Raw genomic sequence first — 15,977 nt, forward strand, 5'->3', positions numbered from 1 at the left:
CTCGTCCTCCGAGTTGATTCCCCAGGCTCCCCACCCGCGAGGTCCGGGTCAGGTGAGGCTGCATCCGACAGGGCTGCGTCCGACGGGGCTGAATCCGACATCCGGGCGACTCCGATCTGGGCGTGCCATCAGCTACCAGCGACTAACCCCACGGCCGGCGGCCAAACAGGCGGTCATCCGTTGGGGTGTACTCCGGTTTCCTCCTGGCCGACAAGCGGAACCATCCGAAGGTGAACCCCATGTCGCCCAGGCCGGTACCGGCCGTCGTGGCGCTCGCCGCGGCACTGTCCTTCGCCTGCACCGCCCAGCCTGCCGCGGAGTTGCCCGCGGCGGAAATGCCCGGACCGGCCGCCGCTGTTCCGTCGCCGGCACCCTCCTCCTCCGCGCCGCCGGACCCGGCGGCCGTCCGGGCCAACGAACTCGGGCAGGTCCCGATCCTCATGTACCACCGGCTGGTCGAGCAGCCGACGTCCGTCTACGACCGGACGCCGGCGGGGTTCCGCGCCGAGCTGGAACGGTTGGCCGGCGAGGGCTACGTGCCGGTGACGACCGCCGAGTACGCGACCGGCCGGATCGACATCCCGGCGGGCAAGCACCCCGTCGTGCTGACGTTCGACGACGGTGACCCGACCCAGTTCGCGCTGGGGTCCGACGGGCAGCCGGCGCCCGGCACCGCGATCGCGATCCTGCTCGACGTGGCCGCGCGGCACCCCGGCTTCCGGCCGGTGGCGAGCCTGTACGTCAACGGCGGGCCGTTCGCGTCGTCGGACGGCGCGGCGCTGCGGTGGCTGCGCGACAACGGCTTCGAGATCGGCAACCACACGCTGGAGCACACGAACCTCGGCTCGGTGGCCGACCAGCAGGTCCAGCAGGCCGTGGTGCTCGGCCAGCGGGAGATCGAGAAGGCCGTGCCGGGGTACCGGGTGTCGAGCCTCGCGCTGCCGTTCGGCGCGGTGCCCGGCGACCCGGCCCTCGCCCGGCGGGGCGCGTTCGACGGCGGGTCCTACGACTACGCGTGCGTGCTCATGGTCGGCGCGGGACCGGCGCCCTCGCCCTACTCGGCGGAGTTCGACCCGGTCGCCACACCGCGCATCCGGTCGCAGGACGCGACCGGCGAGGACGCCCGCTACGGCTCGACGGTGTGGCTCGACCAGCTCGCCGCCGCTCCGGACCAGCGGTACACGTCGGACGGCGTGCCCGACCGCATCTCCCACCCGACCTCGGCCGGTTCACCAGCCAAGCAGTTCGCCGACCGGGCCTTCGGGTACTGAACCTCCGGATCAGGCCGTGGCGCGGGCGTGGTTGCGCAGCGCGACCGCGGCGCGTTCCAGGCTGCCCAGCACGCCCGTCGGCAGCTCGTGGTGGCGACCCACGACCTCCTGCACCATGACCTGCATCGGCGCCGACTCCTCGGCCTCCACCACCGCGAGCACCTTGAACGCGCTGCCCGGCGGGAACACGACCCGCTCCTGCACCACGCTGCCGAACGAGTCGACCACCGACACCCGCCGCCCGGTCACCGACCACAGCAGGAACTCCACCCGCCCGTCGGCCGGCACCGCCGGCCCCGCGACCGTGGTCAGCAGGCCGTGCTCGACCAGCACATCACCCGTCCGGTACTGCTTCGCCTCACCCCAGCACACCGTCACGCCCTGGTAGGCCGGCAGCCGGCGCAGCCCCGACACCACCGACGCCGCGTACGGCCACAGCCGACCGAGCTTCCCCGAGCGCAGCGCCTCGACCACGATCTCCTCGTCGTGCTGGAGGCACGCCGACACCGCGGCCAGGTCCGTCACCACGGCCTCGAACGCCTCGGAGTCGTCCGGGCGTTCCTCGATGTGCCGGCACGCCACCGCCGCGTGCTGCCCGTAGCGCTCGCCGAGCATCCGGCGCAGCGCGTCGCGTTCCTGCTCGGTGCTGCGGTGGTCCGGCGGCACGACCTCCTCGCCGACCTGCTCACCCCACACCGGCGCGGGGGAGTCGGGCAGCGGACCGTCCACGCTCAGCGGCACCGGCTCGTCCACCGCGGCGGGCGTCGGCGGCTCCTCGGCCACCGGGGGCCGCGGCATCGGCGACGGGTCGCAGAACACCACCTTCAGCAGCCGCCGCACCTCCGGCTCCAGCCGTTCGACCAGCGACGCGCCCGCGACCGCCACCGCGCCCGCCGTCGTGCGCCCGGGGGAGCCGACGGTCAGCCGCGCCCACTCCGGGTCCACCGGCAGCGACCGCACCTCAGGTCCGTTGTCCTCCGCGTCGCGCACCCACAGACCGGACGGCACGACCTCCAGCACCACACCGCCGCCCAGGTCGAAGATGCCGGCGCCGCGCTCCACCAGGCCCGGCACCGGAGCCCGGTAACCCGACACGGTCGGCGTGCCCGCCGGGGAGTACCGCACCTCGGTCACGTACGGCCGCCACGTCTGCTGCCCGCGCGGGTTCACCGCCACCACCGCCGCACCGGTGCGCACCGAACCCACCGGCAGGCCCGTGTACAGCGAGATCGGCTCACCGAGCTCGTCGGCCACCGCCTGCGCCTGGTGCTCGCCGCCGTACCAGACCAGCCGCACCCGCGACCGCGCCGCCGACGGCAGCCCACCCAGCAGGCGGCACACCTCGTCGGTCGGGATCGGCGGCTGACCGGGACCGCCGATCACGACGGTCAGCACGTTGTCGCGGCACGGCAGCCCGACGACCGCCCGCGCGTCCGGCGCCTGCGGGTCGAACTGGGCGCGCTGCGCGCGCAGCCACAGCCCGGCCGGGATCGGCTCGGAGATGCCGACCTCGCCCGTCGGCCACGGCGTGTTCGGGTCGACCGCCTCCCACTGCGGCACCGGGAACCGGCGGCCCATCGGCACCGGCGACGCGCCCGGCAGGAACCTCAGCCAGCAGCCGTACCCGCCGTTGCCCGCGACGAACGCCGCGCCCGGCACCGTGGCCACCGCACCGTCCGGCGCCACCACCTCGGCCTGCAACTGCTCGGAGAGCCACTGCGCGGGCGCCGTGGGCCGCATGGAGCCCGAGTGGGAGGTCATCAGGCGCACCGGCCCCCGGCCGTGCAGCGCGGCGGCCACGGACGGCCAGAAGGACGCCTCGTCGCCGTGCGGCGGATCGATGACGACCACCGTGCGGCCACGGTCCACCGGCAGGCTCCGGCCGAGGGCGACCGCCGCCGGTGTCGCGCCCGAAGGCGGCCCGACGACCAGCGTGGCGCCCGCGAACGAGGCCGAGAACTGGGCGGGCGGTGGCGACGCGGGTGGCGGTGGCGGCGCGGGTGCGGGCACGGGCTCCCGCTCGATCACGGGATCCACCTGCGGGGCACGCACCTTCGGTGCGGCACGTCGGAACATCAAGGCGCCCGATCACCTCCAGGCACGACAGCGCGGGAACGCCCGCACCCTACCCGGACGACGTCCGGACGGGGACCGGCGCGGTCCGCCAACCTCGTCCACTGTGGATCCACTGTGGACCCCAGAACCGCGCCCACCAGCGCGCCGAACGCCACGTGGTCCGCCCACTGGGCCGTTCGGCCCAACTCCCGGATCGCCGGGAACCGCCGGCCGACCACCTCCAGGTCGACCACCGCGATCACCGCCCCGGCCACCGCGCCCGACCGCGCGTCCAGCGGCCACCGCCGGTCCACCAGGGCCAGCACCGCCGTCCAGAACGCCGACACGCCCAGGTGGGCCACCGCGCCCCGCACCAGGCCCGACCCGCCCAGCAGTGACGCCGCCGCCCTCGTGGACCGCAGCACGTCGCCTCCGGTCAGCAGCGCGTGCACGGTCGACGGCACCCCGCCGAGCACCGACGCGACCAGCCACGCCCGCGTCACAGGTGTGGACCGCGCGCGCCAGGGGTACCGCCGCCCGGAAGGCGGTGTCCTCCGAAGGCAGCGCCTGCTCCGATGTGATGCCATTAATCGAACCTTTGTTCGAGTATGGCAAGATCGCAGGTGAACGACCGGGCCACGTGCCCGACCGTATCCCGACACCGGGGACTCGGCGGATCCCGCGCCGTCCTCGGTTACCGTGAACCGCTCGACGCACGCCACGACCTGGGGAGAACGACCCGGTGACCGCTGAGATCCTGTACGGGGCCGACGACCTGACCCACCTGGAGGGTCTGGAGGCGGTACGCAAGCGCCCCGGCATGTACATCGGGTCCACCGACAGCCGGGGCATCAACCACCTGTTCTCCGAGGTGGTGGACAACTCCACCGACGAAGGCGTGGCCGGCCACGCCACCAAGATCGTCGTCACCCTGCACGCCGACGGCAGCGTCCAGGTCGACGACGACGGCCGCGGCATCCCCACCGGCACCCACGCCAAGTCCGGCCTGTCCGGCGTCGAGCTCGTGCTCACCAGGCTGCACGCCGGAGGCAAGTTCGGCGGCTCCGGCTACAAGACCTCCGGCGGCCTGCACGGCGTCGGCGCGTCCGCCGTCAACGCCCTGTCCCACCGCTTCGACGTCGTCGTCCGCCGCGAGGGCAAGACGCACGAGATGTCGTTCGCGCACGGCGTCCCCGGCGTCTTCGACGGCCCCGGACCCAAGGCCGCCTTCACCCGCCAGTCCGGCCTGCGCGTCACCGGCCGCACCAAGCGCACCGGCACGTCCATCCGCTACTGGTACGACGCCCGCTACTTCGAGAACGGCGCCGCGCTCGACGTCGAGGCCGTCCGGACCAAGCTGCGCAACACCGCCTTCCTCGTCCCCGGCGTCACGTACACCCTCCGCGTCGCCACCGACGACGCCATCGGCGAGGAGACGTTCCACTTCCCGGGCGGCCTGGTCGACATGGTCGACCACATGGCGCCCGCGAGCGAGAAGCCGGTCTCCGGGACCCTGCTCATCACCGGCACCGGCGTCTACCACGAGAACGCGGCCGACGAGAACGGCGTCATGCGGTCCAAGGTGGAGCGCCACGCCGAGGTCGAGATCGCGCTGCGCTGGGGCACCGGCTACGAGCGCACCGTCGAGTGCTTCACCAACACGATCCGCAACGTGCACGGCGGCACCCACCGGCGCGGCTTCGACCGCGCCGTCGTCAAGGCGGTCCAGGACGCCATCGGCAAGACCAGGGGGCTGCTCAAGCCCAAGGAAGACCCACCGACCCTGGACGACGTGCTCGAAGGCATGACCGCAGTCGTCCACGTCCGCATCCCCGAACCGCAGTTCACCTCGCAGACCAAGGACGAGCTCTCCACCGCCGGCATCACCAAGGTGACGCTCGGGGTGGTGGAGAAGCACATCAAGGCGTGGACCGAGGACCGCCGGACCAAGGCCGAGGCCAAGGTGGTGCTCCAGAAGGTCGTCGACGCCGCCCGCGTCCGCCTGACCCAGAAGCACCAGAAGGACGCCGCGCGCCGCAAGACGGCCCTGGAAGGCGCCGCGATGCCCGCGAAGCTCGTCGACTGCCGCAGCACAGGTGTTTCGCGTAGCGAACTTTTCCTGGTGGAAGGCGACAGCGCCCTCGGCTCGGCGCGCATGGCCCGCGTGTCCGAGTACCAGGCGCTCCTGCCCCTGCGCGGCAAGATCCTGAACGTGCAGAAGGCCAGCCTCCCCGACACCCTGCGCAACGCCGAGATCGCCAGCATCGTCCAGGTGCTCGGCGCGGGCACCGGGCGGACGTTCGACCTGGCCACCATGCGCTACGGCCGGGTCATCCTGATGGCCGACGCGGACGTCGACGGGTCGCACATCCGGACGCTGCTGATCACCCTGTTCGCCAAGTACATGCGCCCGGTGATCGAGGACGGCCGGCTCTTCGCCGCCATGCCCCCGCTGCACAAGGTCGTCACGAAGGGCCGCAACGCCGAGACCCACTTCACCTTCACCCAGCGGGAGATGGAGCAGAAGGTCGCCCGGCTGGAGAAGGCGGGCAAGACGGTGGTCAAGCCGGTGCCCCGGTTCAAGGGCCTCGGCGAGATGGACGCGGACGAGCTGTGGGAGACCACGATGAACCCCGCCACCCGCTCGGTGCGCCGCATCACCATGCACGACGCGGAAGCCGCTGAAGCCGCGCTCGAACTGCTGATGGGCGAGAAGGTCGAGCCGCGCCGGGCGTGGCTCGTCGAGTCGTCCGCCAGGGTCGACCAGTCCGCGATCGACATCTGACCCGCCTGACACGAGGGAACGACCGACCATGGCACGCCGCAAGACCCCCACGACCAGGGTCGACCCGTCCGCCTTCGACCGCGCGGGCGCCCAGGTCTTCGACAACTCGCTCACCACCGAGATCGAGGACTCGTACCTCGAGTACGCCTACTCGGTGATCCACTCGCGGGCGCTGCCCGACGCGCGGGACGGCCTCAAGCCGGTGCACCGCCGCATCCTCTTCTCGATGAACGAGCAGGGCTACCGCCCGACCAGCGCGTACGTGAAGTCGTCCCGCGTGGTCGGCGACTGCTTCGTGCGCGGCGCGCTCGTGTCCACGCCGGAGGGCCTGCGGCCGATCGAGGACGTCGAGGTGGGCGACCGGGTGCTGGACGGGCGGGGCGAGCCGGTGGCGGTGAACGCCGTGTACGAGAACCCGGTGTCCGACCTGGTCCGCGTCACCTGGTCCGACGGCCACTCGATGCTCGTCACGCCCGGCCAGCGGTTCCGCACGCGCGACGGCTCGGCCGACCGGTGGACCGACGCCTGTGACCTCGCCGGCGCCCGCACGGTGGGTTTCGCCGGCGAACGGCACGCGAACCTCCTCGCCGACGGCGACTCGTCCGGTTACGTGCTGGGCCTGGTCGCGGCGTCCGGTGACGTGCTCGCCGACGGGCGGGTGCGGCTGGAACTGGCCGACGTCGACCCGATCGACATCGCGCACGGCTGGGCCATCGCGCACGACGTGACCGTGGCGCGCGACAAGGTCGAGACGGACGAGCGGGTCCGCCACACCCTCACCTTCGCCCGCCACGCGGGCCTCGAAGCGGCGGTCGCCGGTCGGTACGACGCGGTGCTCCGCCACCGCTCGGCCTGGACGCCGTTCCTGGCGGGCCTGTTCACCGCGTGCGGCTACGTCCGCGACGGCCGCGAGATCGTCCTGCCCGGCGGTGAACCCGAGTACGCCGTGCTCGCCGACTCCGGCCTCCGCACCCGCCGTGACGCCGGCTTCCTGACCGTCGCCGGCCGTGACGCCGCCGCGCTGGCCGTGGCGCTGCTGCGCTGGACCGGCGTCGGTCCGCGCCAGGACGGCCTGGTCCAGGTCATCCGCAACGCCCGGCACGCCACCGAGGCGCCGTTCCCGCAGGTGGTGTCGGTGGAGCCGGTCGCGCCGGACACCACGTACGACATCCAGGTCGCCAGTGACGAGCACGCGTTCGTGGTGAGCGGTTTCGTCGTGCACAACTGCATGGGCAAGTACCACCCCCACGGCGACACGGCGATCTACGACGCGATGGTCCGGCTGGCCCAGGACTTCTCGCTGAACGCGCCGCTGGTCGACGGGCACGGCAACTTCGGCTCCCCGGACGACGGACCGGCGGCCTCGCGGTACACGGAAGCACGGATGTCGCCCGCGGCGATGTTGCTGGTCGGCGAGCTGGACGAGGAGACCGTCGACTTCCGGCCCAACTACGACGGTTCGCTGCAAGAGCCGACGGTGCTGCCCGCCGCGTTCCCGAACCTGCTGGTCAACGGCACGTCGGGGATCGCGGTCGGGATGGCGACGAACATGATCCCGCACAACCTGGCCGAGGTGGTCGCGGCGGCGCGGCACCTGGTGACGCACCCGGACGCCACGCTGGACAAGCTGATGGAGTTCATCCCGGGCCCGGACCTGCCGACGGGCGGGGTGCTGCTCGGGCTGGACGAGGTGCGCAAGGCGTACGAGACCGGGCGCGGTGTGGTGCGGATGCGGGCCAAGGTGGAGACCGGGCTGCTGGAGGGCAGCCGGGGTCGGCAGGCGATCACGGTCACCGAGCTGCCGTACGGCGTCGGGCCGGAGAAGATCATCGAGAAGATCACCGACGAGGTGACCAAGTCGAAGCGGCTGACCGGCATCTCCGACGTCAAGGACCTCACCGACCGCGAGAACGGCACGCGTGTCGTCATCGAGTGCAAGGTCGGGGTGAACCCGCAGGCGCTGCTGTCGGACCTGTACCGGTTGACGCCGATGGAGCAGTCGTTCGGCATCAACAACCTGGTGCTGGTCGAGGGCCAGCCGCGGACGCTGGGGCTGAAGGCGCTGCTGGAGGTGTTCCTCAAGCACCGCTACGAGGTCGTCACCCGGCGCACCAGGTTCCGCCGGCGCAAGCGCGAGGACCGGTTGCACCTGGTCGAGGGCCTGCTGCGGGCGCTGCTGGACATCGACAAGGTGATCAAGCTCATCCGGGGCAGCGAGAACGCCGCCGCCGCGAAGGAGGGCTTGATGAAGACCTTCGAGCTCTCCGAGATCCAGGCGACGTACATCCTCGACACGCCGCTGCGCCGGCTGACCCGGTACGACTCGCTGGAGTTGGAGGCGGAGCAGGAGAAGCTGCGCAACGAGATCGCCGAGCTGAGCAAGATCCTGGACGACCCGGCCGTGCTGAAGAAGGTCGTGTCGACGGAGCTGGCGAAGGTGGCCAAGGACCTCCAGCAGGAGCGCCGGACCACGCTGCTGGACGGTGACCTGAAGGAGGTGCTGGCGGCGTCGAAGCCGGCCGGGCCGCTGGAGGTCGCCGACGACCCGTGCCAGGTGGTGCTGTCCGCGACGGGCCTGGTGGCGCGCACGGCGGCCGAGTCGGAGGAGGCGTCGGAGGCGCGCCGCCGCAACGGGCGGACGAAGCACGACGCGGTGGCGGCGACGGTGCACACGACGGCGCGTGGCCAGGTGCTGCTGGTGACGAACCGGGGTCGCGCGTTCAAGACGGACGTGCTGCCGCTGCCGGTGCTGCCCGAGCAGAGCGGCACGGTGTCGTTGAGCGGGGGGATGGCGGCCAGTGAGCTGGTCGGCCTGGAGGCCGGTGAGAAGGTCGTGGGCATCGCGCCGCTGACCGACACGGAGTCGCCGGGGCTCGCGCTGGGCACGAGGCAGGGCACGGTGAAGGTGTGCGCGCCGGAGTGGCCGGTGCGGTCGGACGAGTTCGAGGTGATCACCCTCAAGGAGGGTGACGAGGTGGTCGGCGCGACGTGGCTGACCAGCGCGGACGAGACGTTGGTGTTCGTGACGTCGGAGGCGTCGCTGTTGCGGTACTCGGCGTCGTTGGTGCGTCCGCAGGGTTTGCGGGGCGGCGGCATGGCGGGTGTGAACGTGGGGTCGGACGCGGCGGTGGTGTTCTTCGGGGCCGTGCGCACGGACGACGACGAGCACGGTGAGCCGATGGTGGTGACGTCGACGGGGCAGAGCGTGAAGGTGACGCCGTTCGGCGCGTACCCGGCGAAGGGCCGGGCGACGGGTGGTGTGCGGGCGCACCGGTTCCTGAAGGGCGAGACGGCGTTGGCGCTGGCCTGGGTGGGGCCGAGGCCGGCGGGTGCGGCGGACAACGGGTCGCCGGTCGAGCTGCCCGCGGCGGATGAGCGGCGGGACGGTTCAGGGCACGCCCACCCGGGTCCGGACGTGGTCGGGCACCTGATCGAACGGGACTGAGTCACCGCACCGCACCGCACCGCGCGGTGTGGTGCGGTGCGCGCTTTTTCTGCGAATGGCGTTGTCGCGTGTCACCCTGGATCTCAGACGGATCCGGGGGGATGCGCTTATGTGGCTTTTCCGTTCACTGGGGTCGTGTCGGGTGGAATGCGAAGGGGAGGATGTTCCGCTCGGCACTCCGCAGGACAGGGTTGTGCTGGCGATGCTCGTGCTGCACGCCAATGAGGTGGTGTCGGTCGGTCGGATTTCCGACGAGCTGTGGGGTGATTCCCCGCCGGCGTCGGCGAGGGCCCAGCTCCACAGCATGGTGTTCCGGTTGCGCCGGCAGCTCGGCAGGACGCGGATCGCGACGGTGAGACCGGGGTACGTGCTCCGGGCGACACCCGCCGAACTCGAAGTGGACCTGGTCCGGGACACCGTGGCGCACGCCCGGCGCCTGCTCGCGGCAGGCGACGTCGGGTCGGGCGCGGCGCGGCTGCGGGCGGCGCTGGAGCGGTGGCGGGGGCCGGTGCTGCCGGAACTGCGCTGCGCGGTCCACGTGGCGGACGGGCTGGAGGAGTTCCGGATGGTGGTGCTGGAGGAACGCGTGGACGCGGACCTGCTGCTCGGCCGGGACGCCGATCTCGTCGGCGAGCTGACCGGGTTGGTCGCCGAGCACCCGCTGCGGGAACGGCTCCGGGCGCAGCTCATGACCGCGCTCGCGTCGTCCGGCCGGGTCGCCGACGCTTTGGACGTGTACGCGGCGTTCCGCCGGACGATGGTCGGTGAGCTGGGCGTCGAGCCGTCGGATCGGCTCCGCGGCCTGCACTCCCGCATCCTGCGGGGCGAGGTCGCGGCGGCGTGGTAGTCGCTCGAACAGGCTCACGGCCGGGTGTCGTGCACCCGGCCGTGAGCCTTGTCCGCCCTGGTGGGATCAGGGGCAGATGCGCAGCGACGTCACCCGGTTGCGGTCCTCGGGGAGGAGGTTGCCCTGGAAGCCGGGGCCCACGATGAAGATCAGGTTGTTGTAGCCGCCGGCGTCGTAGAAACACCAGTCCCGACTGGTGCGGTTCCACACGCTCTCGGTGTTGTTGTTCAGCCCGGTGGGGCCGCTCGAGTCGGCGAGGTCGCCGTCACCCGACGCGAAGTAGCCGTACGGCCGGCCGCCGTTCAGGTTGTTGAAGATGCACATCCGGGAGGTCGGGCAGTCGCTCCACGCCAGGGTGGAGACCGAATCGCCTTGAGCCGTGTAGGTGCGGACATCGGCGGCTGTGTCGTCGGTGGCGTTGGCGGGAGCGCTGAAGAGCGCCGCGGCGGCCACGACTCCGCCAAGCAACGTGAGAATCCTGCGAATCACGATCATTCCCCCTTGTTGTCGTGCAGGCGTTGTGCCTGCGGACGAGAGTGGGGAATCTCGCTAAGTACTTTCTAACAGCAAACAGTGGTGGATCAAGGAATCAGGCGCCCGCCTCCGGCTGCCGGCCGAGGAAGACCGGACCGTACCGCTCCAGGTTGGCGTTGGGGTGCAGGATCGCGTGCAGGTTGAGCGCGTGCACGTCCCGCTGGACGCGGTGCGGCGCCGGGCCGTCGGCGCCGAGGACGTCGACCGCGTCCCTGGCCCGCAGGCAGGCCTCGCCGAGGTCCCGGCGCACCCCGGCGTGGTCCTCCGGCGTCCACTTCTCGCCGCCGGCCGCCTTGAGGTCGACCACGGCGGCGGTGCGCCTGGAGTGGAACTCGGCCTCGTCGGCGAGCACCGTGGCCTCGCGGATGCGAGCCGGGATCGCGGGCGGGACCGCCGCGTACGCCTCCACCGCCGCGCGGGCCAGGCCGACGGCGGGCGCGCTGACCGTGGCGCAGGCCGCGGGCATGAACGGCGCGCGGAACATCGGTGCGGAGGCGTCCGGGTGCGCCCGGAGCACCGGGGCCAGGCGCAGCACCCGTTCGGCGGGCACGAACAGGTCCTTCGCCACGGTGGTGACGCTGCCGGTCGCACGCAGGCCGGTGGTGTGCCAGTCGTCCACGACGTCCAGGTCGACCAGGGGGATCGCCAACGCCACCGGCACCCGGTCCGGGGTGAGGATGGCGGCGTTGGTGGTCCAGTGGCTCTGCGCCGCCGCCGTGGTGAACGCCCACCGCCCGTTGACCAGCACCCCGCCGCCGACCGGCTCGGCCGTCGCGGTGGGGCTGAGGATGCCGGTGATCCGCACGTCCCGCTTGGCGAAGACCTCCTGCCGGACCTCGTCCGGGAACTGGCCGACCACCCAGGTGGAGATGGCCCACACCGCGGCCGTCCACGCCGCCGACCCGTCACCGCGGGCCAGTTCGGCGACGACCTCGACCACCGTCGTCAGGTCCGCCTCGTGCCCGCCGTGCGCCGCCGGGACGCGAAGGCGCAGCACACCGGCGTCGGCCATGGCCTCCAGCGCGCCTTCGTGCAGCCTCCGGTGCTCGTCACCCCAGGCGGCGTGGGCGCGCAGGACCGGGACGATGTCCGCGGCGCGCCGGACCAGCTCGTGCACCGTGCCTCCCCCATCGGTGACCCGTGTGACACACCTTGGCGTGGCCCGCGCCACCAGACAACACCGGAATAGTCCCGGGGTGCGGTACCGTTGTGACAGTTAGTTGAAAGTACAACTACCTGGACGAGGAGTGGCCATGCAGTTCGGTGTCTTCACCGTCGGCGACGTGACGCCCGACCCCACCACGGGCCGGACGCCGACCGAGGCCGAGCGCATCAAGGCCATGGTCGCGATCGCGCTGAAGGCCGAAGAGGTCGGCCTGGACGTGTTCGCGACGGGCGAGCACCACAACCCGCCGTTCGTGCCGTCGTCGCCGACCACCATGCTCGGCTACATCGCGGCACGCACCGAGCGGCTGGTCCTGTCGACCGCCACCACGCTGATCACCACCAACGACCCGGTGAAGATCGCCGAGGACTACGCGATGCTCCAGCACCTGGCCGACGGCCGGGTGGACCTGATCATGGGGCGGGGGAACACCGGCCCGGTGTACCCCTGGTTCGGGCGCGACATCCGCGACGGCATCGACCTGGCGATCGAGAACTACGCCCTGCTGCGCCGGTTGTGGCGCGAGGACGTCGTGGACTGGGAGGGCAAGCACCGCACGCCGCTCCAGTCGTTCACCTCGACCCCGCGCCCGCTCGACGACGTGCCGCCGTTCGTGTGGCACGGCTCGATCCGCAGCCCCGAGATCGCCGAGCAGGCCGCCTACTACGGCGACGGCTTCTTCGCCAACCACATCTTCTGGCCCAAGGAGCACTTCCAGCGGCTGATCACCTTCTACCGCGAGCGCTTCGAGCACTACGGGCACGGCGCGGCGCACCAGGCGATCGTCGGCCTCGGCGGCCAGGTGTTCATGCGCCGCAACTCGCAGGACGCGGTGCGCGAGTTCCGGCCGTACTTCGACAACGCCCCGGTGTACGGGCACGGCCCGTCGCTGGAGGAGTTCACCTCGCAGACGCCGCTGACCGTCGGCAGCCCGCAGGAGGTCATCGACAAGACGCTGACGTTCCGGCAGCACTTCGGCGACTACCAGCGGCAGCTGTTCCTGATGGACCACGCGGGCCTGCCGCTGAAGACGGTGCTGGAGCAGCTCGACCACCTCGGCGAGATCGTGCCGACGCTGCGCCGCGAGTTCGCCGTCGGCAGGCCGGCGGACGTGCCGGAGGCCCCGACCCACGCTTCGATGCTGAAGGCAGGTGTGCGATGACCGGCGGCACGACGACGACGCTCGCCGTCGTGCAGGCGGGGCTCGGGTCGCCGTCGTCCACGCAGTTGCTGGCGACCCGGCTGGCCGAGGGCGTCGAGCGGTTCGTGCCCGGTCTGGAGGTGCGCACGGTGCACCTCCGGGACCTGGCGCGGGACATCGCGGACAACCTGGTCACCGGGTTCCCGAGCGCACGACTGCGCGAGTCGGTGGAGTCGGTGGTCGGCGCGGACGGGCTGATCGCGGTGACGCCGACGTTCAACGCGTCCTTCAGCGGCCTGTTCAAGTCGTTCGTGGACGTGCTGGAGCCGGAGTCCCTGGCGGGCAAGCCGGTCCTGGTCGGCGCGACCGGCGGCACCGAGCGCCACTCGCTGGTGCTCGACCACGCGCTGCGGCCGTTGTTCGCCTACATGCGGGCGATCGTGGTGCCGACCGGTGTGTACGCGGCGTCGTCCGACTGGGGCGCGGAGGGACTGCCCGGCCGCGTCGACCGCGCCGCCGGTGAGCTGGCGGACCTGCTCGCCGGCCGAGCGGCCACCAAGCCGGAAGAGCGGTTCGTGCCGTTCGAGGAGTTGCTCGCCGGACGGTGAGGTCCGGACGGTCAGGTCCGGAGGGTGCGGTCCGGAGGGTGAGGTTCGGACGGTGAGGTCGGTGCGGGGAGGCGGAAATGGACCTGACCGGCGGTCGGGGTGCCGCATAGGGTTCGGTCCATGTCCGCCTCGCTGCACCTCGCGGTGCGCAACGCCGCCGTCCTGACGACCGGTCTCGCGCGGACCCGCGGCCACGACCTGATCACCCGCTCCGGCTACCTCGCGCTGAGCGGGCCGACCCTGCTGAGGGTGCTCGCGGTGCGCCCGGACCCCGACCCGGACGACATCGCCGAGCTGGAGCTGCTGGTCAAGCGCGCACCGGCGCGGGTGGTGGTCGAGGACTCGTTCGGCACGATCGACGGCGCGGCGCTCGGGCTCACCTACCGGCAGCTGCCGGTCATGGTCCGGCCGCCGGAACCCGTGCCGCCGCCGGCCCTGGACGTCACGCCCGTCCGGACGGCGGCCGAGTGGGCGGTCGCCGAGCAGGTCGTGGTCGACGGCTTCCCGATGCCGGGTTTCCCGACCGGCAACGCGCTGCCCCTGTCCCTGCTGGACCGGGAGGGCTTCCGGCTGCACACGGTGTGGCGCGACGGGTCGGTGGCCGGTGCGTGCCTGACCGTCGAGGCGGACGACGCAGTCGGCGTGTACTGGGTGACGACCCTGCCCGAGCACCGCTCCCGGGGCGTCGGACGGGCGCTGATGCACGCGATGATCAACGAGTTCCCGGTGCCGATGACGCTCACCGCCGCCAAGCCTGGCCGGCCGCTCTACGAGTCGCTCGGCTTCTCGGTCGTCACCGAGGCCACCTGGTGGTCCAACGCCGACTGACCGCTCGAACCCCGCTGAGGGCGAACGGGTGATGATGTCGCTGGTCGGGGACGATCCCGGGGTCTCTTTCACGTTCCCGGAGTTACCTTGGGAGCATGACCGCAGAGGTGGGGCAGCGGTCCCGGCTGGCCGCGGTGGACAACCTGAAGGTGCTGCTCGTCGCCTGGGTGATCGGCGGGCACGCGCTGCTCGGGTACTCCGCGGTGGGCGGGTGGCCGTACGACGAGGTCAACGAAGTCGCGTTCGAACCGCACGTCGAGGCCGTGCTGGCCGCCGTCCTCGGCCCGTCGGGCCTGTTCCTGATGGGCACCTTCTACCTCCTGTCCGGGCTGTTCGCGCCGGAGTCGTTGGCGCGCAAGGGAACCGCCCGGTTCATCGGCGACCGGCTCGTGCGGCTGGGCATCCCGTTCGCGGTCTCCGCGCTGCTGGTGTGGCCGCTGTCGCTGTGGTTGGCGTACCGGGCCGCCGGGCACGACGTCACGCCGTGGTGGGTGTTCACGCACCGCGAGCCGCTGCTGGACTCAGGGTCGCTGTGGTTCGTGGAGATCCTGCTGCTGTTCTCCGTCGCCTACGCGCTGTTCGGCCGGCCGGCGTCGGCCGCGGTCGTGCTCACCGGTGGCCACCTCGTCGCGGTCACGGCGGGCGTCGTGGTGAGCACGTTCGCGGTGCGGCTGTGGATCCCGGCGCGCAGCGGCCAGGTCGGAGACCTGCACATCTGGTGGTGGCCGCAGCTGATCGCGATGTTCGGGCTCGGCGTCGTCGGCGCGCGTTCGGGGCTCGCGCAGCGGGTGCCGGAACGGATGTGGCGGGGCAGCCGGGTGGTCGCGGCGCTGGCGATCCTGTCCGTGCCGGTGGCGGCCGTCGCCCTCGGCGTGTCGGACCTGGCCGGTGAGGCGGAACCGTTCCTCGGCGGCTGGCGGTGGGAGGCGCTGCTGTTCGCCGTGGTGGAGGCGGTGCTCGTGGTCGGCGGGTCGGTGTGGCTGCTCGGCTGGGCGCAGCGCCGGCTCACCCGTGACGGTCCGCTGGCGGTGGCGCTCTCGCGCGGAGCGTTCGCCGCGTTCTTCATCCAGGGGCCGGTTCTGATCGTGCTGGCGGTGGCGGCCCGGCCGTTGCCGTTCCCGGCCGAGGTGAAAGCGTTCCTGGTGGCGGCGATCGCGATCCTGGTGTCTTTCGGGGTCGGTTGGCTATTGGCCACCCGAACGCGTCTGGGGCGCTTTCTCTAATCCGCTCTGCGCGGACGGGAATTCGAGCCGAATAGGCGTGCCGGGAGGTGTCGGGAGGTCGGGTGCTCACGTGGT

Annotated in this window: 12 protein-coding genes; 8 read left to right on the top strand and 4 right to left on the bottom strand. The window is 72.1% G+C overall.

The window, feature by feature from the left end; genetic code table 11:
- The first annotated feature begins 239 nt into the window (after positions 1-239).
- Positions 240-1,271, top strand: coding sequence for a polysaccharide deacetylase family protein (locus OQ02_RS22505; protein WP_033440566.1), 1,032 nt, complete (start codon positions 240-242; stop codon positions 1,269-1,271).
- A gap of 9 nt (positions 1,272-1,280) precedes the next feature.
- On the opposite strand, the gene OQ02_RS22510 is transcribed toward OQ02_RS22505, so the two are convergent.
- Together OQ02_RS22510 and OQ02_RS22515 are read right to left on the bottom strand one after the other, a co-directional pair.
- Positions 1,281-3,299 (bottom strand): hypothetical protein, encoded by a 2,019-nt coding sequence (locus OQ02_RS22510; RefSeq protein WP_231500169.1) that lies wholly within the window; start codon positions 3,297-3,299, stop codon positions 1,281-1,283.
- Between the two features lie 47 nt (positions 3,300-3,346).
- A complete protein-coding gene (locus OQ02_RS22515) occupies positions 3,347-3,829 on the bottom strand; it encodes a hypothetical protein (protein WP_063747128.1) in 483 nt (160 codons plus the stop codon).
- A 239-nt stretch (positions 3,830-4,068) separates the two neighbouring features.
- On the opposite strand from OQ02_RS22515, the gene OQ02_RS22520 reads away from it, so the two are divergent.
- The 3 genes from OQ02_RS22520 to OQ02_RS22530 all read left to right on the top strand — a co-directional run bounded on the left by OQ02_RS22520 (position 4,069) and on the right by OQ02_RS22530 (position 10,403).
- Entirely contained in the window at positions 4,069-6,111 is a 2,043-nt protein-coding gene (locus OQ02_RS22520) for a DNA gyrase/topoisomerase IV subunit B (RefSeq protein ID WP_033440507.1), read from the top strand.
- A gap of 28 nt (positions 6,112-6,139) precedes the next feature.
- Positions 6,140-9,556, top strand: a complete 3,417-nt coding sequence (locus OQ02_RS22525; protein WP_033440508.1) for a DNA topoisomerase (ATP-hydrolyzing) — start codon at positions 6,140-6,142, stop codon at positions 9,554-9,556.
- Between the two features lie 109 nt (positions 9,557-9,665).
- A complete protein-coding gene (locus OQ02_RS22530) occupies positions 9,666-10,403 on the top strand; it encodes an AfsR/SARP family transcriptional regulator (protein ID WP_269321636.1) in 738 nt (245 codons plus the stop codon).
- Between the two features lie 66 nt (positions 10,404-10,469).
- Here the strand turns inward: OQ02_RS22530 and OQ02_RS22535 are convergent, their stop codons facing one another.
- Both OQ02_RS22535 and OQ02_RS22540 read right to left on the bottom strand, forming a co-directional pair.
- Positions 10,470-10,871, bottom strand: a complete 402-nt coding sequence (locus OQ02_RS22535) for a peptidase inhibitor family I36 protein (protein ID WP_197043444.1) — start codon at positions 10,869-10,871, stop codon at positions 10,470-10,472.
- Positions 10,872-10,992: 121 nt separating this feature from the next.
- Complete coding sequence (locus OQ02_RS22540) at positions 10,993-12,054, bottom strand: acyl-CoA dehydrogenase family protein (RefSeq protein ID WP_033440510.1); 1,062 nt, start codon at positions 12,052-12,054, stop codon at positions 10,993-10,995.
- A 136-nt stretch (positions 12,055-12,190) separates the two neighbouring features.
- On the opposite strand from OQ02_RS22540, the gene OQ02_RS22545 reads away from it, so the two are divergent.
- From OQ02_RS22545 to OQ02_RS22560, 4 genes are all read left to right on the top strand, one after another.
- On the top strand, positions 12,191-13,264 hold the full coding sequence (locus tag OQ02_RS22545) for an LLM class flavin-dependent oxidoreductase (protein WP_033440511.1): 1,074 nt from the start codon (positions 12,191-12,193) through the stop codon (positions 13,262-13,264).
- The gene (locus OQ02_RS22550; protein WP_033440512.1) at positions 13,261-13,851 is read left to right on the top strand and encodes an FMN reductase; all 591 of its coding nucleotides are present in this window, start codon (positions 13,261-13,263) and stop codon (positions 13,849-13,851) included. Before OQ02_RS22545 ends, OQ02_RS22550 begins: the two co-directional genes overlap by 4 nt.
- A 120-nt stretch (positions 13,852-13,971) precedes the next feature.
- Positions 13,972-14,679, top strand: a complete 708-nt coding sequence (locus tag OQ02_RS22555; protein WP_033440513.1) for a GNAT family N-acetyltransferase — start codon at positions 13,972-13,974, stop codon at positions 14,677-14,679.
- A gap of 95 nt (positions 14,680-14,774) precedes the next feature.
- Positions 14,775-15,902 (top strand): acyltransferase family protein, encoded by a 1,128-nt coding sequence (locus OQ02_RS22560; protein WP_033440514.1) that lies wholly within the window; start codon positions 14,775-14,777, stop codon positions 15,900-15,902.
- Positions 15,903-15,977: the final 75 nt, after the last annotated feature.

The sequence above is a fragment of the Saccharothrix sp. NRRL B-16314 genome, from assembly GCF_000716595.1.
Taxonomy (GTDB): domain Bacteria; phylum Actinomycetota; class Actinomycetes; order Mycobacteriales; family Pseudonocardiaceae; genus Actinosynnema.

Bases quoted from the DNA above. Each gene is read 5' to 3' on its own strand.
- OQ02_RS22505 (WP_033440566.1), top strand. From the start codon at position 240: ATGTCGCCCAGGCCGGTACCGGCCGTCGTGGCGCTCGCCGCGGCACTG.
- OQ02_RS22525 (WP_033440508.1), top strand. From the start codon at position 6,140: ATGGCACGCCGCAAGACCCCCACGACCAGGGTCGACCCGTCCGCCTTC.
- OQ02_RS22530 (WP_269321636.1), top strand. From the start codon at position 9,666: ATGTGGCTTTTCCGTTCACTGGGGTCGTGTCGGGTGGAATGCGAAGGG.
- OQ02_RS22545 (WP_033440511.1), top strand. From the start codon at position 12,191: ATGCAGTTCGGTGTCTTCACCGTCGGCGACGTGACGCCCGACCCCACC.
- OQ02_RS22550 (WP_033440512.1), top strand. From the start codon at position 13,261: ATGACCGGCGGCACGACGACGACGCTCGCCGTCGTGCAGGCGGGGCTC.
- OQ02_RS22555 (WP_033440513.1), top strand. From the start codon at position 13,972: ATGTCCGCCTCGCTGCACCTCGCGGTGCGCAACGCCGCCGTCCTGACG.
- OQ02_RS22560 (WP_033440514.1), top strand. From the start codon at position 14,775: ATGACCGCAGAGGTGGGGCAGCGGTCCCGGCTGGCCGCGGTGGACAAC.